The 18077-nt window shown below is 62.4% G+C and carries 16 protein-coding genes; 7 read left to right on the forward strand and 9 right to left on the reverse strand.

What is annotated here, in order from left to right; translation table 11 throughout:
* The first annotated feature begins 110 nt into the window (after positions 1-110).
* The 6 genes from CQ14_RS13180 (at position 111) to CQ14_RS13205 (ending at position 8689) form a co-directional block, all read left to right on the forward strand.
* Complete coding sequence (locus tag CQ14_RS13180) at positions 111-662, forward strand: c-type cytochrome (protein WP_057858316.1); 552 nt, start codon at positions 111-113, stop codon at positions 660-662.
* Between the two features lie 289 nt (positions 663-951).
* Positions 952-2865 (forward strand): extracellular solute-binding protein, encoded by a 1914-nt coding sequence (locus CQ14_RS13185; RefSeq protein ID WP_057858317.1) that lies wholly within the window; start codon positions 952-954, stop codon positions 2863-2865.
* Positions 2866-2879: 14 nt separating this feature from the next.
* On the forward strand, positions 2880-4763 hold the full coding sequence (locus CQ14_RS13190; protein WP_057858522.1) for an extracellular solute-binding protein: 1884 nt from the start codon (positions 2880-2882) through the stop codon (positions 4761-4763).
* Complete coding sequence (locus CQ14_RS13195) at positions 4763-5875, forward strand: microcin C ABC transporter permease YejB (RefSeq protein ID WP_057858318.1); 1113 nt, start codon at positions 4763-4765, stop codon at positions 5873-5875. Before CQ14_RS13190 ends, CQ14_RS13195 begins: the two co-directional genes overlap by 1 nt.
* A complete protein-coding gene (locus tag CQ14_RS13200; protein ID WP_057858319.1) occupies positions 5875-7059 on the forward strand; it encodes an ABC transporter permease in 1185 nt (394 codons plus the stop codon). Before CQ14_RS13195 ends, CQ14_RS13200 begins: the two co-directional genes overlap by 1 nt.
* 4 nt (positions 7060-7063) lie before the next feature.
* On the forward strand, positions 7064-8689 hold the full coding sequence (locus CQ14_RS13205) for an ABC transporter ATP-binding protein (protein WP_057858320.1): 1626 nt from the start codon (positions 7064-7066) through the stop codon (positions 8687-8689).
* A 136-nt stretch (positions 8690-8825) separates the two neighbouring features.
* On the opposite strand, the gene CQ14_RS13210 is transcribed toward CQ14_RS13205, so the two are convergent.
* Complete coding sequence (locus CQ14_RS13210) at positions 8826-9668, reverse strand: C40 family peptidase (protein ID WP_057858321.1); 843 nt, start codon at positions 9666-9668, stop codon at positions 8826-8828.
* Positions 9661-11043, reverse strand: a complete 1383-nt coding sequence (locus tag CQ14_RS13215) for a leucyl aminopeptidase family protein (RefSeq protein ID WP_057858322.1) — start codon at positions 11041-11043, stop codon at positions 9661-9663. The genes CQ14_RS13210 and CQ14_RS13215 overlap by 8 nt, the downstream gene beginning before the upstream one ends.
* A gap of 141 nt (positions 11044-11184) precedes the next feature.
* Between CQ14_RS13215 and CQ14_RS13220 the strand changes: the two genes are divergently transcribed.
* On the forward strand, positions 11185-12021 hold the full coding sequence (locus CQ14_RS13220) for a tetratricopeptide repeat protein (RefSeq protein WP_057858323.1): 837 nt from the start codon (positions 11185-11187) through the stop codon (positions 12019-12021).
* A gap of 471 nt (positions 12022-12492) precedes the next feature.
* Here the strand turns inward: CQ14_RS13220 and CQ14_RS13225 are convergent, their stop codons facing one another.
* The 7 genes from CQ14_RS13225 to CQ14_RS13245 form a co-directional block, all read right to left on the reverse strand.
* On the reverse strand, positions 12493-12702 hold the full coding sequence (locus CQ14_RS13225) for a hypothetical protein (RefSeq protein ID WP_156434950.1): 210 nt from the start codon (positions 12700-12702) through the stop codon (positions 12493-12495).
* Between the two features lie 176 nt (positions 12703-12878).
* Positions 12879-13085: a hypothetical protein gene (locus CQ14_RS42175; RefSeq protein ID WP_082649844.1), complete on the reverse strand. Its 207-nt coding sequence runs from the start codon at positions 13083-13085 to the stop codon at positions 12879-12881.
* A gap of 182 nt (positions 13086-13267) precedes the next feature.
* Positions 13268-13591: a hypothetical protein gene (locus tag CQ14_RS46155; RefSeq protein ID WP_082649858.1), complete on the reverse strand. Its 324-nt coding sequence runs from the start codon at positions 13589-13591 to the stop codon at positions 13268-13270.
* Positions 13592-13678: 87 nt separating this feature from the next.
* Positions 13679-14131, reverse strand: a complete 453-nt coding sequence (locus CQ14_RS13230) for an Hsp20 family protein (RefSeq protein WP_057858325.1) — start codon at positions 14129-14131, stop codon at positions 13679-13681.
* Positions 14132-14821: 690 nt separating this feature from the next.
* Positions 14822-15796 carry a type II secretion system F family protein gene (locus CQ14_RS13235; protein WP_057858326.1) on the reverse strand — a complete coding sequence of 325 codons (975 nt, stop codon included), beginning with the start codon at positions 15794-15796 and terminating at the stop codon, positions 14822-14824.
* Between the two features lie 12 nt (positions 15797-15808).
* Positions 15809-16780 carry a type II secretion system F family protein gene (locus tag CQ14_RS13240; RefSeq protein ID WP_057858327.1) on the reverse strand — a complete coding sequence of 324 codons (972 nt, stop codon included), beginning with the start codon at positions 16778-16780 and terminating at the stop codon, positions 15809-15811.
* A 14-nt stretch (positions 16781-16794) separates the two neighbouring features.
* Positions 16795-18077, reverse strand: a 1283-nt coding sequence (locus CQ14_RS13245) for a TadA family conjugal transfer-associated ATPase (RefSeq protein WP_057858328.1), incomplete at its 5' end; no start/stop codon positions are given.

The raw sequence follows: 18077 nt of genomic DNA on the forward strand, positions 1-18077 counted from the left end.
GATATCTCAACCCTGCTGAGGGTGCGGCGCAAAAGCTGATTCCTCGCGCCCACCCGCGGCCGTTTTGCCGGCCTTCAGTCGACCTTCCCGGCCCTGGAGCCTGATCCGTTATGGACTCCTTCGAACTCAACAAGATTCTCGGCGCCATCCTCGCCACCTGCCTTGTCGTTCTGGTAACGAGCTTTGCCGCCCATGCGATTTTCACCCCCGTGAAGCCGGAAAAGCCGGGCTTCGAGATTGCGGTGAAGGAAGACGCCTCTCACGGCGGAGCCAAGGAAGCCGCAGCTCCCTCCGAGCCGATCGAGAAGCTGTTGCAGACGGCCTCCGTCGAGAAGGGCGCAGCCGCCGCCAAGAAGTGCGGGGCCTGCCACACCTTCGAAAAGGGCGGTCCCAACCGCGTCGGCCCGAACCTCTATGGTGTCGTCAACGAGCCGAAGGGCGCAGGTCACGGCGGGTTCAATTTCTCGGCTGCCATGAAGGGCAAGGGCGGCAACTGGACCTTTGACGATCTCAACAAGTTCCTCACCAACCCCAAGGCTTTCGTTCCGGGCACGGCCATGGGCTTCGCTGGTATCCCGAAGGACAGCGAGCGCGCCGACGTCATCGCCTACTTGAATTCGCTGTCGGAAAAGCCGGCGCCGCTGCCGACCGCGGCGAAGTAAAATCTTTGACCGTCCGGCAGGGACGTTGTCACGACATGACGGCCAGGCATCGCCTGGCCGTTTCGCTATGCGGGATCGCATCTTCGCTAGCGGAGTTGTTACCGGGACTATTCGCCGCAGCGGCGGTATTCCCAAGCTGCTATCATGAGGAAAAAGCAACGTAATTCGTCGAACCCTTGCCTTATATTGGGTCCTCACTAGCTCGACCCTGTGCTTGTGGGTTTCGCGTCTGGGGCCGCCGCGGACCTCGACAGCACGGATACTGGTATCAGCAACAGGAATTCTGCATTTGGCCATTACCCGACGACATCTTCTCCAGGGCGGCGCAGCTGCCGCCTTGGCTCCTGCGCTGGGCATTGCGACGGCGCTTCCCGCGATCGAAACCGCAAAGGCGCAAGGCGCAGGCGGCGAGCCGGCCTGGCGGCACGCGCTGTCGCTGTTCGGCGATATCAAGTATCCGGCCGACTTCAAGCGGTTCGACTACGTCAATCCGGACGCGCCCAAGGGCGGCACGGTCCGGAACGCCGCCTTCGGGACCTTTGACAATTTTAATGTTGTCGTCTCCGGCGTGAAGGGCGCGCTCGCCGGTGGAGTCCAACTCATCTATGAAACTTTGACCACACAGTCACTTGATGAGGCTTCGACCGAGTATGGCGAACTGGCCGAGGCCGTCAGCCATCCCGACGATTTCTCCTGGGTAATCTATCGCCTGCGGCCGGAAGCCAGATGGCACGACGGCAAGCCGGTCAGCGCAGATGATGTCATCTTCTCGCTGGAGGCGTTCAAGAAACATCATCCGCAATATTCGGCATACTACCGTCACGTCGTGAAGACCGAGAAGTTCAGTGACCGCGAAGTCAAATTCACCTTCGATGGTCCTGGCAACCGCGAGCTCCCGCTGATCGTCGGCCAGCTGACGGTCCTGCCCAAACATTGGTGGGAAGGCACCGACGGAGAGGGCCGCAAGCGCGATATCTCCGCAACCACCCTGGAAGTGCCGCTCGGGTCTGGCCCATATCGGCTGAAGGAGTTTGTTGCTGGCAGGTCAATCACGTTCGAGCGTGTGAAGGACTATTGGGGCCGTAACCTTGCTGTCAATGTCGGCCGTGCCAATTTCGACGAACTCCGGTACGACTATTTTCGAGATGCAATTGTCGCGCTCGAGGCCTTCAAGGGCGATCAGGTCGATTTTCGTGTCGAGAACAGCGCGAAAAACTGGGCGACAGCCTATGATTTTCCTGCGGTGACCGACAAGCGCGTGTTGAAGGAGGAATTCCCCAACAGTCGATCGGGAGTGATGCAGGCGTTTGTGCCGAACACGCGTCGCAGCAAATTTGCCGATCCCCGGGTACGACTGGCATTGAATTTCGCGTTCGACTTCGAGGAGATGAACAAGCAGATTTTCTTCGGGCAATACACGCGGGTCAGCAGCTATTTCCACGGCATCGACGAATTGATGGCAACCGGGCTTCCGACCGGAAGGGAGCTGGAGATTCTCGAGTCCGTGCGGGCGGAGGTTCCGAAGGAGGTCTTCACGACCGCCTACTCCAATCCAGTTGGAGGAAGTCCGGAAGCGGTCCGCAGCAATCTGCAGCAGGCGCTGAGGCTGATGAAGGAGGCGGGCTTCGAGGTTCGTGATCGAAAGCTCGTCAACGCCACAAGCGGTGAGCCGTTCTCAATCGAGCTGTTTTCGCGTGCCGATGATCCGGCTTTCGAACGCGTCGCCCTGTTTTACAAGCCTTCTCTGGAACGGCTGGGCGTTTCGGTCTCTGTTCGTAGTGTCGATGCGATCCAGTATCAGAACAGGCTTCGCAACTGGGACTACGACATGTTGACGATTCAATCGTGGGGCCAGTCGCTGTCGCCGGGCAATGAACAACGTGAGCACTGGAGTTCGAAGTCTGCTGACCAGCCCGGATCGGACAACTACATTGGAATCAAGAATCCGGCGATCGACAAGCTGATCGAGCGCGTCATCTTCGCGACGGATCGGCAAGACCTCATTGCGGCTACCAAAGCGCTCGACCGGGTGCTGCTGTGGAACCACTACGTCGTGCCGCAGTGGACCTATTCGAAACAGCGCACGGCGCGTTGGGATCGCTTCAGCCGTCCCGCGGAAATGCCAAAATATGGCTTGTCGTCCTTCCCCGACATCTGGTGGTACGATGCGGAGAAGGCTGCCCGGATCGGCAAGCGCTCTTGAAGGATATTTCGCGCATGGCGCAATTCTCCCGCCGGCACGTCCTCGGCCTTGGCGCAGGCGCGCTAAGCGTTCTGAGGTTTGGCTCCGTCCGCGCTACAGAGGAAAACGGCGCCGAGGTGCACGGCATCTCGGCATTCGACGATCTGAAATATCCGGCCGACTTCAGGAATTTCGACTATGTGAATGTCGCGGCCCCCAAGGGCGGCATGTTCTCGACGATCCCCTCGACACGCGCCTACAATCAGTCCTACCAGACCTTCAACTCGCTCAACGCCTTCATCCTCAAGGGCGAAGGCGCGCAGGGCATGGATCTGACCTTCTCAGCGCTGATGGTGCGGGCCGGCGACGAGCCGGATGCGATGTACGGACTCGTCGCCAAATCGGTGCGGATTTCGCCGGACAAGCTGATCTACCGCTTCACGCTCCGTCCGGAGGCCAAATTTCACGACGGCGCGAAGATATCAGCGCATGACGTCGCCTGGTCGATCAATACGCTAAAGGCAAAAGGCCATCCGCTGATCCAGGTTCAGATGCGCGATGTGAAAGGCGCCGAGGCGGTGGACGATACGACCGTTGCCGTCACCTTCGCCGAAAAGCGCGCCCGCGATGTGCCGCTCTATGTCGCGAGCCTGCCGATCTTTTCGAAGAAGTATTATGAGACGCGGCCGTTCGATGAATCGACGCTCGACACGCCGCTGGGTTCGGGGCCGTACAAGGTCGGCAAGTTCGAGGTCAACCGCTTCATCGAGTACGAGCGCGTCAAGGACTGGTGGGGCGCGAACCTCCCGGTCTCTCGCGGTCACTACAATTACGATGTGGTCCGCTACGAATTTTATCGCGACCGCGACGTCGCGTTCGAAGGCTTTACCGGCAAGAACTATCTGTTCCGCGAGGAGTTCACCGCGCGCATTTGGGCGACGCGCTACGACTTCCCCGCGATCAAGGACGGCCGCGTCAAGCGCGAGCAGGTGCCGGACGAAAGACCGTCGGGCGCGCAGGGCTGGTTCATCAATACCCGTCGCGACAAGTTCAGGGATCCCCGCGTGCGCGAGGCGCTGATCAACGCCTTCGATTTCGAGTGGACCAACAAGACCATCATGTACGACGCCTATGCGCGGACGCATTCGCCGTTCCAGAATTCGGACATGATGGCGATGGGGCCGCCCTCGCCGGACGAGCTGAAGCTGCTCGAGCCGTTCCGCGGCCAGGTGCCCAACGAAGTGTTCGGCCAGCCCTACGCGCCCCCGGTTTCGGACGGCTCGGGGCAGGACCGCAGCATGCTGCGCAAGGCGCAGCAATTGCTTAACGAAGCCGGCTTCGTCATCAAGGACGGCAAGCGGATGACCCCGAGCGGCGAAGTGTTCCGGATCGAATTCCTGTACGAGGAGCCCTCGCTGAATCCGCATCACGCGCCCTACATCAAGAACCTGGGCACGCTCGGAATCGAGGCGAGCCCGCGCGTGGTCGATGCTGTGCAGTACCGCGCAAGGGTGGAAGATTTCGATTTCGACATGACGATCACGCGCTTCTCGATGTCGACGACGCCGGGCGACTCGATGCGCGCCTACTTCTCCTCGCATGCCGCCAAGACCAAGGGCTCGTACAATCTCGCCGGTATAGAGAGCCCGGCCATCGACGCGCTGATCGAAAAGATGATTGCGGCCGAGAGCCGCGCCGAGCTGACCGTCGCCTGCCATGCCTTCGACCGCGTTTTCCGCGCCGGGCGCTACTGGGTGCCGCAGTGGTACAACAAGACCCATCGGCTGGCCTATTGGGACATATTCGATCGCCCGAAGAACCTGCCGCGCTATCAGATCGATGCATCGGGGTCCGGCGAGCGCGTTATCTGGTGGTATGACGCCGCCAAGGCGGGCAAACTCGAGCAGGCAAAGCCATAATGACTGCCTATATCGCCCGCCGCATCCTCCTGATGTTTCCGACCTTGCTCGGCATCCTCTTCATCTCCTTCGTGGTGGTGCAGTTCGCGCCGGGCGGCCCGGTCGAGCGCGTGATCGCGCAACTCTCCGGCGCCGACACCGGCGGCTCCTCGCGCATCTCAGGCTCTTCCTCTGGCGACTTTGCCGGCCGTACGCCACAGGCTGGCGCCTCCGCCGACGCCGTCAATTCGAAATACCGCGGCGCGCAGGGACTTGATCCGGATTTCATCAAGAACCTCGAAAAGCAGTTCGGCTTCGACAAGCCTGCGCATGAGCGGTTTGCGCTGATGGTGTGGAATTTCGCCCGTTTCGATTTCGGCAAGAGCTATTTTCGTGACGCCAGCGTGATCCAGCTCATCAAGGAAAAGCTGCCGGTCTCCATCTCGCTCGGGCTCTGGCTGACGCTGCTCACCTATCTGATCTCGATCCCGCTCGGCGTGCGCAAGGCGGTTGCCGACGGCTCGCGCTTCGACACCTGGACTTCGGCGGTGATCATCATCGGCTTCGCGATTCCGGGCTTCCTGTTCGCGATTCTCCTGATCATCCTGTTTGCGGGCGGCTCGTTCTTCAACTGGTTCCCGCTGCGCGGCCTGACCTCAGATGGATGGTCGAACTTTCCCTGGTACTGGAAGATCATCGACTATTTCTGGCACCTCTCGCTGCCGCTGATCGCGATGGGTCTCGGCGCTTTCGCCACCATGACGTTGCTGACCAAGAACTCGTTCCTGGACGAGATCAGAAAGCAGTATGTGATGACCGCGCGCGCCAAGGGCTGCAGCCAGCGCCAGGTGCTCTACGGCCACATCTTCCGCAACGCGATGCTGATCGTGATCGCGGGCTTCCCCGGCGCATTCATCCACGCGTTCTTCTCCGGCTCGCTCCTGATCGAGACCATCTTCTCGCTCGACGGGCTTGGGCTGCTCAGTTTCGAAAGCGTGCTCAACCGCGATTATCCCGTCGTGTTCGGCAATCTCTTCATCTTCTCCCTCGTCGGTCTCGTGATCGGCCTGGTCTCCGACCTCACCTATATGTGGATCGATCCCCGGATCGATTTCGAGGCGCGGGAGGTCTGATGACAATGCTCGCGCCGCAACCGGTCGAAACCTCGACGCAGTCGCCGCTAGGCACCGCCGTGCCGGTAACGCGGCATCCCTTTGCGATGTCGCCGCTGAACCGCCGTCGCTGGCAGAACTTCAAGGCCAACCGCCGGGGATACTGGTCGCTCTGGATCTTCCTGGCGCTGTTCATGATCTCGCTGTTCGCGGAACTGATCGTCAACGACCGCCCCTTCATGATCAAGTATGACGGAAGACTCTATTGGCCGGCTTTCGTCAGCTATTCCGAAACAACCTTCGGCGGCGATTTCGAGACCGCGGCCGATTACCGCGATCCCTATCTGCAGAAGCTGATCGCGGACAAGGGTGGCTGGATCGTCTGGCCGCCGATCCGCTATTCCTACGCGACCCATAATCTCGACCTGCCGACGCCGGCGCCGTCGCCGCCGACATGGATGTTGACGGAAGAGCAGTGCAAGCCCGTGCTCGAGAAGAAGGGCCTGAAGAGCTGCCGCGACCTCGAATATAACTGGCTCGGCACCGACGATCAGGGCCGCGATGTGGTGGCGCGGCTGATCTATGGCTTCCGCATCTCGGTGTTGTTCGGCCTGACGCTGACCATCCTGTCCTCGATCATCGGCGTCATTGCCGGCGGCGTGCAGGGCTATTTTGGCGGATGGACCGATCTGATCTTCCAGCGTGTCATCGAAATCTGGAGCGCGATACCCTCGCTCTATCTGCTGCTGATCCTGTCATCGGTGCTGGTGCCCGGCTTCTTCGTGCTGCTCGGCATTCTCTTGGTGTTCTCCTGGACGTCACTGGTGGGCCTCGTGCGCGCGGAGTTTTTGCGCGGGCGCAATTTCGAGTACATCCAGGCCGCGCGTGCGCTCGGCGTCTCCAACGGCGTCATCATGTTCCGGCATTTGCTGCCGAACGCGATGGTGGCGACCATGACTTTCCTGCCGTTCATCGTGTCGTCCTCGGTGATGACACTGACCGCGCTGGATTTCCTCGGCTTCGGCCTGCCGCCGGGCTCGCCGTCGCTCGGCGAGCTGCTGGCGCAAGGCAAGGCCAATGTGCAGGCGCCCTGGCTCGGCTTTACCGGCTTCTTCTCGGTAGCGATCATGCTGTCGCTGCTGATCTTCATCGGCGAGGGCGTGCGCGACGCCTTCGATCCGCGCAAGACATTCCGGCAGGGATAGCGGCATGGACGCCATCAACCAACCGCTGCTCGATGTCCGCGATCTCTCGGTCGCGTTCGGCAACAGCACTGCCGTCGATCAAGTGTCGTTCTCGATCAAGCGCGGCGAGTGCGTGGCGCTGGTCGGTGAATCCGGCTCCGGCAAGTCCGTCAGCGCGCTGTCGGTGCTGAAGCTGCTGCCTTATCCGACCGCCTCGCATCCCTCCGGCACGATCCATTTCAAGGGCCGCGAGCTGCTCAATGCCTCGGAACGCGAGATGCGCGAAATCCGCGGCAACGACATCTCGATCATTTTTCAGGAGCCGATGACCTCGCTCAATCCGCTCCACACCATCGAGGCGCAGATCGGGGAAATTCTCTCGCTGCATAGGGGCATCGGCGGGTCGGCGGCGCGGGCGCGCACGCTCGAACTGTTGACGCAGGTCGGCATTCCCGATCCGGAAACGAGGCTGCAAAGCTATCCGCATCAATTGTCCGGCGGCCAGCGCCAGCGCGTCATGATCGCGATGGCGCTCGCCAACGAGCCGGACCTTCTGATCGCGGACGAACCGACCACCGCGCTCGACGTCACCGTGCAGGCCCAGATCCTGGCGCTGCTCGCCGAGATCAGGTCACGGCTCGGCATGAGCATGCTGTTCATCACCCATGACCTCGGCATCGTCCGCCGCATCGCCGATGTGGTCTGCGTGATGAATTCCGGCAAGATCGTCGAACAGGGGCCGGTGGAACAGGTCTTCACCGCGCCGAAACACAGCTATACGCGCGCGCTGCTCGCGGCTGAGCCGAAGCCGGATCCGGCGCCGCCGCGCCCCGACGAGCCGGTGGTGATATCCGCCGACAATCTCAAGGTCTGGTTTCCGATCAAGCGCGGGCTGTTGCGTTCGACCGTCGGCCATATCAAGGCGGTGGACGGCGTCAGCATCGCGGTGCGCAAGGGCGAGACGCTCGGCGTCGTCGGCGAATCCGGCTCGGGCAAGACCACGCTGGGACTGGCGCTGCTCCGGCTGATTTCCTCGGATGGTCCGATCGTGTTCCTTGGCAACAACATCCAGGGCCTGCGCTTCAAGGCCATGCTGCCGCATCGCCGCGACATGCAGATCGTGTTTCAGGATCCGTTCGGCGCGCTGAGCCCGCGCATGTCGGTCGGCGATATCGTCGCCGAAGGCCTTTCCGTGCACCAGAAGTCGCTGTCCTATGAGGAGCGCGAGGCGCGCGTCGTCAAGGCGCTGCGCGATGTCGGCCTCGACCCCGAGACGCGCTTCCGCTACCCGCATGAATTCTCCGGCGGCCAGCGGCAGCGCATCTCGATCGCGCGTGCGGTGGTGCTGGAGCCGAACTTCGTCGTCCTCGACGAGCCGACCTCAGCGCTCGACATGCTGTTCCAGGCCCAGATGGTCGATCTGTTGCGCGAGCTGCAGCGCAAGCGCGACCTGACCTACATGTTCATCTCGCACGATCTGCGCGTCGTCGCCTCGCTCGCAAGCCATCTGATCGTGATGCGCCACGGCAAGGTGGTGGAGGAGGGGCCGGCCGCGGAGCTCTTCAAGAATCCGAAGAGCGACTACACCCGCGCACTGTTCGCCGCTGCGTTCCGGATCGAGGCGGTGCCGGGCGACGCGGCCGCTACGTAGCACGCTCTTGTCGGCATCTCGGCCTCATGGTTCGAGACGGCGCTTCGCGCCTCCTCACCATGAGGGTCCGATGTCTCCCTCATCCTGAGGAGCCTGCGCAGCAGGCGTCTCGAAGGATGCGGCCCCTCTCATCGCACTAGAGCCGCTTGATCGCCGTCACTTCGCTGCCCGCCGCCTTGATCCGTGCAATCGCTTCCCGCGTATTCTCCACCACCGTCGCCATGTGATGCGCATTGGCGTGGACGATGGTGCCGGCGTCGCGGACGATCGCAACATGGCCTTTCCAGAAGATCAGATCGCCGCGCTGCAGATTCGTTATCTCGGCTTGGCTCAACGTCCGGCCGAGGCCGTCCTGCTGCATATCGCTGTCACGCGGGCAGCCGGTGCCGGCGGCGGTTAACGACACCTGGACCAGGCCGGAGCAATCGATGCCGAGGGAGCTCTTGCCGCCCCAGAGATAGGGCGTGCCGACGAAGCGTTCGGCGACGGTGACGAAATCCTGCTCCGTGGCGTCGAGGCCGCCGATATGCTGACGCGGCAGATACCAGCCTTCGTTGGTCACGGCGAATGGGCCGTCTTCGCGTATGATTGTCACCCTTGCGCCCGTCGTGAGCGTCTCGACCGGCGGCAGCTTGATGGACGGGCCGGGAAAAGCGTATGTGCGCAACGCGGTGATCTTGTGCGTCGGTGCGGCCACCGGCTTTGCCAGCGCGCCGTCTAGAATCCAGCCGACATAACCGTCACTGCCGAGTTGACCCCATGCAAGTCCTTCGCCGTTGCGGTCGTAGACCGTGACGCGTTCGCCCTTCAGCGCCTGCGTCGCCATCATGGCGCCTGCGTCCGCTGTTTCCCACAATGGCGCAATGGCTTCGCGCACGCAAAACTCCTCGCCGTCGACGAAGCGCGCGGCCTTCACCTTGCCTTCGAGATATTTTGCGGCGATTTCGGGTCGTGCCGGCGTCAGGCGCGGATCATGCATAGCGTTCGCTCAACAGTTTGTAGATCGCGCGCGCGGCCTGGCATTCGCCGCCCTCGGGACGCGCGGGTTTCGCCGAAGGCGTCCAGCCGTAGATATCGACATGCAGCCAGCTTTTGGCGTCGGTGACGAAGCGCTGCAGGAACAAGGCGCAAGTGATCGACCCGGCAAAGCCGCCCGATGGCGCATTGTTGATGTCGGCGACCTTGGAATCCAGCCAGGAATCGTAAGGGGCCCACAGCGGCATTCGCCACAATGGATCGTTCTCCCGTTTCGCGTGCGCCGCGACGCTCTCGGCAAGCGTCTCATCCTGGGTGTAAAAGGGCGGTAAATCCGGCCCCAACGCTACTCGTGCCGCACCCGTCAGGGTGCCAAGGTCGATCAAGAGATCCGGCTTCTCTTCGTCCGCCAGCGCCAATGCATCCGCCAACACCAGCCGTCCCTCGGCGTCGGTATTGCCGATCTCCACCGTCGGCCCCTTGCGCGACTTGAAGATGTCGAGCGGACGAAAGGCGTTGCCGGCGACCGCATTCTCCACCGCGGGGATCAGCACGCGCAGGCGGACCTTCAGTTTCGCATCCATCACCATCTGCGCCAGCGCCAGCACGTTGGCGGCGCCGCCCATGTCCTTTTTCATGATCAGCATGCCGCTGGACGGTTTTATGTCGAGGCCGCCGGTATCGAAGCAGACGCCCTTGCCGACCAAAGTCACCTTGGGGTTAGCGGGGTCGCCCCAACTGAGGTCGATCAGCCGCGGGGCGCGCGTCGAGGCCATGCCGACGGCGTAAACAAGCGGAAAATTCTGCTTCACGAGATCGTCGCCGACAATGCAATTGAATTCGGCGTCAAACCGGGCCGCGAGCGCCTGCGCGGCATCAGCCAGTTGTTCCGGTCCCATGTCGTTCGACGGCGTGTTGATCAGGTCGCGCGCCAGCGCGGCGGCTTCCGCCATCCGCGCGATATCGGCGACATCGATACCGTCTGATGGCACCAGCCTGACGTCAGGCTTCTCCGCCTTGCGGTAGCGGCTGAAGCGATAGCTTCCCAGCGCAAAGGCCAGCGTCGCCAGGTGCAAATCATGCGGCGCATTGGCAAAGCGATAGACGCCGGGCGGCAGCAGGCCTGGCAACGCACCGGGCCGGAACAGGTCGCGGGATTTGCTGCTCTCGTCCTCGAGCCCGAATATGACCTGCGCAATCTGCCCGTCGGGTCCGGGCAGCGTCAGGCATTTGCCGGGCTTGGCGGTGAAATCATTGGCAAGGGCAAACTGCCGTGACGGTTCGGGAAGGTCCTTGGCGATCGCGCTCCAGGTCGTCTTGGTGGCGAAGGTAATCGGAATGGCGGAGGCGGTGGGCGCGGTCTCGAACGGGAATGGCATGCTTGTCTCGCGAAGGGGACGGGGCAGGGGCGGTGTGGTGAAGCTGGCATAGCACGGCCGATTAACCGGCCGTTAGGGTTAACACTCTATTGCTGGCTCGTACGGCTCCATTCGTCCGCCATTCCCGTGAGTTGAAGTGCCATGCGTCGACAGCCCCGCCACGCCGGATCCCTCGCCCGGTTCCTGACTTCCGCCGCCGTAACGGCGGTTCTGGCCGCAGGCCTTGGCGGCTGCCAGACCATGTCCGACATCACGGGGTCGCTGACCTCCTCGTCATCCAAGGCACAGGCTGTTCCCGACGATCCGCGCCGGGCGGCCGAGGTCTATGGCGAGCGATATCGTGCCAACCCCAAGGATGCCGAGGCGGCGCTGGGTTACGGCCAGGCGCTTCGTGCCACCGGCCAGCGGGCGCAGGCCGTCGCCGTGCTCGAACAGGCCACCATCGCCCATCCCGGCAACAAGGCGCTGCTCGCCGCCTATGGCCGCGCGCTTGCCGATAACGGCAATGCGCAGGCCGCGTTTGACGTGCTGGGCCGCGCCCATTCGCCGACCAATCCAGACTGGCGCATTCTTTCGGTGCAGGGCACCACGCTCGACAAGATGGCCAAGCACGAGGAGGCCCGCGGCTATTACGCCGCTGCGCTGAAGATCGTGCCGGAGGAGCCTTCGGTGCTGTCCAATCTCGGCCTCTCCTACATGCTGACGCGGGAATTGCCGCAGGCCGAGGAAACGCTACGCCGCGCTTATGCCAATCCGCGCGCCGACGGACGGGTGCGCCAGAATCTCGCGCTGGTGGTCGGCCTGCAGGGCCGCTTCACGGAAGCCGAGACCATCGCCAAGGGCGACCTGCCCGCCGACGAGGCCACCGCCAACGTGGCCTATTTGCGGGAAATGCTGAGCCGCAAGGACAAGGACAATTCGCGTCCGCCCGGCAGCAAGGCGACCGTCCCGGTCGCAGCCCTCAACCGGCCGGATTGAGCAGCAAATTCGTTTCGCGAGCTATCGCACCGCTTCACCTCGGCGAGGCGACCATGCGGGTAACGATTTCGGTGCATCGAAAGAAACTTGTCCGTTCTTGCGATCTCAAATCCGTCGATGAAGAAAGTGCCGAATCCGCCTCTTGCTCCTGCAAATGGGTAAGCTCAATGATCCCATCTATGGATGCAGAGGGATCGATAGCCTTTGCAAGCGCATGGGGGGCACAATGGAGTGCGACGACGTATGCGATTGTTGTTGGATTTACTGGTAGGCGTTGAAGCGTCACTGCGAATTCGACCTCTGGGAGATGATGGGCCGCAATCTCTCACCTCATCGCATGAGACGGTGCGGCCAGCTCCCCAGGCACTCTGCCAGGAACCGCCGCCCGATCGGGTCCGCCGGCCGCGGTATCGTTCGCGCTCGTCCGTTTCCGCTTGATCGCAATGGAGCTTCGCGGTCGGCCTTGCCGCTTTAGTGAATTTTGGCGGGCGGGATGGCTTCGATTAAAATCAAATCTGCATCTCGAACGGTGACGCGGCGCCCGGTCTCGTTGGCGATTTTCCGCGCCACCTTTCTAGCCGTAGCTTCATCTGCCAATTCGAGCAGAATGACGCTTCCCTGCCCGGCGAACGCATCAGGGTTCGCTACGTGAATAACGACCGGCGGCGGCTTCTCGCTCATTGCGGTCCTCACCATACATGGCGCGCGATCTTAACATGAGAACGGCAGACGAGTTCCGGCAAACTCGAACACGAAAGATTGCACGGCACGCGCAGCGGCTCTGCAATGCCACGATGGAATGTCCAAGGCATTGCGCACAAACCGATCGTCGAAGCGCGTTGAGGGCCACCAAAAGCTCACTCAGAAAGTTGCAGCCGTCCCGGCGAGCGAAGCATTTCGCAAAAATCAGTGGCAGTCTCGTTCTGCCTGATCTTACGCTCAATATCTTCTTGAGCGGGACCGGGCGGCAGTTTCTTGGCTTGCCTGCGCAGCTTCGCTGTATTTTGGGCAAGTCGTTCCTCAAGCGAATGGATTTGTTTGAAACGGCGACGCTTGATGACCATTGCTGTTGTCCATCCGTTGGAGAGGGCGGGGGAGCGAGTGCGCGCTCATCGCCCGAGGTTTTTAAAGTTGAACCTAACCGAGCCTAAAGCCGCAACAGAGGATTACCCGCGCAAGCGCCTATCTTCAGCCAAGGCGACTTACTCAAGAGACGCTTGTTGAGCAAAGCGCTCAGATGCTGCCGTTAGGCTGCCGCTCGCCGCTCGGTTGAGCGCAACCGCATGGGCTTGCCTCCTGGCGGGTGGCGCGGACCGTTCCCGTCTAGCGCGCAAAGCGCTTCAAGAATTTCGTCGATATGAACCGGAGCCTTCACTCCATCCGGCGCGCGAAGCGCTGGACAAGACGCGATCGCCGAAGCGTCGGAAGCCCATGACGCGAGGATGGCGCGCTTCTCGGCCAGGCTTAATTCCGGATGAGCTACCACATCGCGCGGGTGCGCGAACACTGAGCCAGGGTGAAGGAGAGAGTTGAAATCGAAGACGTTGTCGTGCGCGGGCGTCGTCCGCATGGCTGCCTCCAATCATAAAAGACGCGTTGATGGGTGGCCGCGCGGAAATCTCCGCGCGGCAGTGATCGGTCCTAAGCCGCGGGTTGGTTAAGCGGCCTTGCCCTCGATCTGCTTGACCTGCCCGGCGCTTGCGCCCGTGATGGCGATGCGCCGTGGCTTCATGGCCTCGGGAATCTCGCGTTGAAGCTCGATGACCAGCAGACCATTCTCGAAGCGAGCGCCCTTGACCTCGACGTGGTCGGCCAGGGTGAACTGCCGCTTGAATGAGCGCGTCGACATTCCGCGATGCACAAACGTCTTCTCGTCCTTCTCGGCTTTCTGGCCTTCCAACGTCAGGACGTTCTGTTCCACCGTAAGGGCCACCTCGTCCGGTGTGAATCCGGCTAGCGCCACCGAGATCTGGAAGCGGTTCTCGTCGAGCCGTTCGATGTTGTAGGGGGGATAGCTCTCTTCGGCGGTCCGATGAACCTCGTCGAGAACGTCAAACAGGCGGTCGAAGCCAATGGTCGACCTCCACAGGGGAGTCCAATCATACCTCATAGCCAAATCCTCCNAAAGAGCAAGTTGGGTACGAGCTGGCNACCGGACACCTTCCGGCGCCCGCCTTGATTTCGGGGCCCCTCAGGCGCCCCGGCCGCAACATGTGCGGCGACCAAGAAAATCTACAACGCGGAAAAAAGTTCAAGGGGGGCCAAGAAATTTTTTTGATGGGGCGGGGCCCGATTGGTTGACCGCCTGTAGCCTCGCCAAGCGGTCAAGCACTCTGCCACGAGCCGCCCCGGCTCGAGCTGCGCTGGCTGCGGTATCGCTCGCGCTCCGGCTCCGGCTCTTCATGCTCCGGTTGATCGTAATGGATGCACATCAGGCCGAAGGCGTCCGCGCCGTGCGAACTCCAATCGTGGTTCGGCCCGAGCCCGATGTTGCGATCATCGTCCGACTTTTTTCGTGACACCAGGCGATAGCGTCGCGCCCGTCCTCCGTGGTGTCCGCGTTGAAGAAGATCCGCGGGAAGTGCCGCCGAGCCGTTTCAATTCGCGCCGAGGCCGCGCCCTGCCCTTGGTTCGGGACCACGAAAACGTCAAAGCCGGCTTCGCGGATCGCGCTTTCGTAGGACGTCGCAAAGCCGCCATCGTGCGGCGGGATTACCCAGGCTCTGCCCCAACCGCGCGAGTGCAAGGAACGTCCTGGTCTAGACCGAAGAGCTGGCGCGGGTCCGCCGCGCCGCTCGCCTCACGGCATCATCTGGAGCTTGATGTAGGTCGGTCCGAGAATGACGATGAACAGGCACGGCAGGAAGAACAGGATCATCGGCACGGTCAGCTTGGGCGGCAGTGCGGCCGCCTTTTTCTCGGCCTCGGTCATCCGCATGTCGCGGTTTTCCTGCGCCATCACGCGCAAGCTCTGGCCGAGCGGGGTGCCGTAGCGTTCCGACTGCATCAGCGCCAGGCAGACCGATTTGACGCCCTCGAGGCCGGTGCGCTTGGAGAGGTTCTCATAGGCCACCTTGCGGTCCTGCAGGTAGGACAATTCGGCCGTGGTCAGCGCGAACTCCTCCGACAGCGCGATCGATTGCGAGGCGATCTCGGTCGAGACCTTGCGGAAGGCGACTTCCACCGACATGCCGGACTCGATGCAGATCAGCAAGAGGTCGAGCGCGTCGGGAAAGGCGCGCTTGATCTGGAGCTGGCGCTTGCTGATGGCGTTCTTCAGGAACAGCATCGGCGCCTGCAATCCGAGATAGGCGGCGCCGATGCAGATGCCGAGCTTGATCGTCAACGGCTTGTCCATCTGCGTGATCACGAACACGTAGAGCGCGGCGCCGAGAAACAGCACGATCGGCGTCACCGCGCGGGCAAACAGGAACGTGACGTAGGGCGCGTGACCGCGGTAGCCGGCCATGATCAGCTTGTCGCGCGCGGCTTCCTGCGCCAGCCACTTGGTCAGGTTGAAGTCTTCCACCACCTTGGAAACGAGCTGCTTCGGGCTTTGCCGCAGCGACACCTTCTCCGACTTGTTGAGCCGCTCGCGCTCGCGCTGGCGCAGCCGCTCGCGCTCGCTGGCGACCGCCTTCATGCGCTTGGCAAGGCCCTCGCCGGCGAACAGCGGCATGATCAGCGTGTAAGCGGTCGCGCTTGCCGCGATGGCGGCAAGCAGCATGGTCATGAACCGCGCATCGTGCATCTTGGCGATCAGAAACTCAATCATGGCCGTTTACCGTCAGAAATCGAAGTTGATCATCTTCTTCATCACCATGATGCCGATCGACATCCAGCCGACGCAGCACACCAGCATGAACTGGCCGATGTGGTGGGTCCAAAGCAGCGAGATGTAGTCAGGCGTCGAAAGCCAGACCAGCAGCATCACGATCGGCGGCAGCGAGCCGATGATGCCGGCGGAGGCCTTGGCTTCCGTCGACATCGCCTGAATCTTCTCTGCCATCTTCTTGCGGTCGCGCAGCACCTTGGAGAGGTTGCCGAGCGCTTCCGAGAGGTTGCCGCCGGACTTCTGCTGGATCGCGACAACGATGCCGAAGAAGTTCGCCTCGGGCACCGGCATCCGCTCATACAGACGGCCGCAGGCTTCGCCGAGCGGCATGCCGATGGTCTGGGTTTCGATGATGGCGTTGAACTCGCTCCTGAGCGGCTCCGGCGAGTCGGCCGCGACCACCTTGATGGATTCGAACAGCGGCAGGCCGGCCTTGATGCCGCGCACGATGACGTCGACGGCGTCCGGCAGCGCTTTCAGGAATGCCTTCTCGCGCCGCTTCTTGAGATAGCTGAGCATCCAGCGTGGCAGGCCGAGGCCGGTGCCGAAAGCCATCACGACGGCGCCCAGCGGGGAGCCGCCGATGACGAATGCGGCCACGAAGCCGACCGCGCCGAAAACACCGGAGACGATCCAGAATTTCTGCGTCGTCCAGGTTCCCAGGCCGGCCTGGGCGAGGCGGGTCGACAGCGCGACGGTCTTGTCCTTCTTGCGGCGGGCGTCGAGCTCCTTGAGCGATCCTTCGACCTGCTCGCGGCGCGAGCGCTGGCTCTTTTCGGCCTGGCGCGCCGGGGCGTCGTTCCGGGCGATCGAGGCGCGGCGCGATTCCGCCTTCCGCTCGCCCGACAACAGCGGATAGATGAACACCCATGCCAAGCCGCCGAGGGCGGTGGCGGCGAGGAAGGCCAGTGCGAGTGCCTGCATGCTTGTTGCCTTCCTCAAACTTTCTCGATGACTTCGGCGGCATCGAGCGCGGCCGCAAGCCGCTTCTCTTCGTTGTAGTATCGCGCGCGTTCCCAGAACTTCGGGCGGCCGATGCCGGTCGAGCGGTGCCGTCCGATGATCTTGCCGTTCGCGTCTTCGCCCATCATGTCATACAGGAACACGTCCTGGGTGATGATGGTGTCGCCTTCCATGCCCATCACCTCGGTGATGTGGGTGATGCGGCGTGAACCGTCGCGCAGGCGCGCGGCCTGCACGATGACGTCGATCGAGGCGCAGATCATCTCGCGGATGGTGCGCGATGGCAGCGAGAAGCCGCCCATCGTGATCATGGATTCGCAGCGCGACAGGGCTTCGCGCGGGTTGTTGGCGTGCAGCGTTCCCATCGAGCCGTCGTGGCCGGTGTTCATGGCCTGCAGCAGGTCGAACGCCTCGGGTCCGCGGACTTCGCCGACGATGATGCGTTCGGGGCGCATACGCAGGCAGTTGCGGACCAGTTCGCGCATCGTGACCTGGCCTTCGCCTTCGATGTTGGGCGGCCGGGTTTCCAGCCGCACCACGTGGGGCTGCTGCAACTGCAGTTCGGCGGCGTCTTCGCAGGTGATGACGCGCTCGTCATGCTCGATATAGTTGGTCAGGCAGTTCAACAGCGTGGTCTTGCCGGAGCCGGTGCCGCCGGAAATCAGCACATTGCAGCGGACGCGGCCGATGATCTGGAGGATTTGCGCGCCCTCCGGCGAGATCGCACCGAACTTGACCAGCTGGTCGAGCGTCAGCTTGTCCTTTTTGAACTTACGAATGGTGAGCGCGGGCCCGTCGATTGCCAGCGGCGGAACGATGGCGTTGACGCGGCTGCCGTCGGCGAGGCGGGCGTCGCAGATCGGCGAGGATTCGTCGACGCGCCGGCCGACCTGGCTGACGATGCGCTGGCAGATGTTGAGAAGCTGCTGGTTGTCGCGGAAGCGGATGCCGGTCTTCTGGATCTTGCCGGCGACTTCGATGAACACCGTACCGGCGCCGTTGACCATGATGTCGGCGATGTCGTCGCGCGACAACAGCGGCTCCAGCGGGCCGTAGCCGAGCACGTCGTTGCAGATGTCGTCGAGCAGCTCTTCCTGCTCGGCAATCGACATCACGATGTTCTTGATCGCGATGATTTCGTTGACGATGTCGCGGATTTCCTCGCGCGCGGACTCGCCGTCGAGCTTGGCGAGCTGGGCGAGGTCGATCGCCTCGATCAAGGCGCCGAAGATCGTCGCCTTGACCTGGTAGTAATTGT

Source organism: Bradyrhizobium lablabi, assembly GCF_001440475.1.
Taxonomy (GTDB): domain Bacteria; phylum Pseudomonadota; class Alphaproteobacteria; order Rhizobiales; family Xanthobacteraceae; genus Bradyrhizobium; species Bradyrhizobium lablabi.

Coding starts and splice junctions, on each gene's coding strand:
- CQ14_RS13215 (WP_057858322.1), bottom strand. CDS start 11,043: ATGCCATTCCCGTTCGAGACCGCGCCCACCGCCTCCGCCATTCCGATT.
- CQ14_RS42175 (WP_082649844.1), bottom strand. CDS start 13,085: ATGGTCATCAAGCGTCGCCGTTTCAAACAAATCCATTCGCTTGAGGAA.
- CQ14_RS13195 (WP_057858318.1), top strand. CDS start 4,763: ATGACTGCCTATATCGCCCGCCGCATCCTCCTGATGTTTCCGACCTTG.
- CQ14_RS13225 (WP_156434950.1), bottom strand. CDS start 12,702: ATGAGCGAGAAGCCGCCGCCGGTCGTTATTCACGTAGCGAACCCTGAT.
- CQ14_RS13230 (WP_057858325.1), bottom strand. CDS start 14,131: ATGAGGTATGATTGGACTCCCCTGTGGAGGTCGACCATTGGCTTCGAC.
- CQ14_RS13190 (WP_057858522.1), top strand. CDS start 2,880: ATGGCGCAATTCTCCCGCCGGCACGTCCTCGGCCTTGGCGCAGGCGCG.
- CQ14_RS46155 (WP_082649858.1), bottom strand. CDS start 13,591: ATGCGGACGACGCCCGCGCACGACAACGTCTTCGATTTCAACTCTCTC.
- CQ14_RS13240 (WP_057858327.1), bottom strand. CDS start 16,780: ATGCAGGCACTCGCACTGGCCTTCCTCGCCGCCACCGCCCTCGGCGGC.
- CQ14_RS13200 (WP_057858319.1), top strand. CDS start 5,875: ATGACAATGCTCGCGCCGCAACCGGTCGAAACCTCGACGCAGTCGCCG.
- CQ14_RS13210 (WP_057858321.1), bottom strand. CDS start 9,668: ATGCATGATCCGCGCCTGACGCCGGCACGACCCGAAATCGCCGCAAAA.
- CQ14_RS13205 (WP_057858320.1), top strand. CDS start 7,064: ATGGACGCCATCAACCAACCGCTGCTCGATGTCCGCGATCTCTCGGTC.
- CQ14_RS13180 (WP_057858316.1), top strand. CDS start 111: ATGGACTCCTTCGAACTCAACAAGATTCTCGGCGCCATCCTCGCCACC.
- CQ14_RS13220 (WP_057858323.1), top strand. CDS start 11,185: ATGCGTCGACAGCCCCGCCACGCCGGATCCCTCGCCCGGTTCCTGACT.
- CQ14_RS13235 (WP_057858326.1), bottom strand. CDS start 15,796: ATGATTGAGTTTCTGATCGCCAAGATGCACGATGCGCGGTTCATGACC.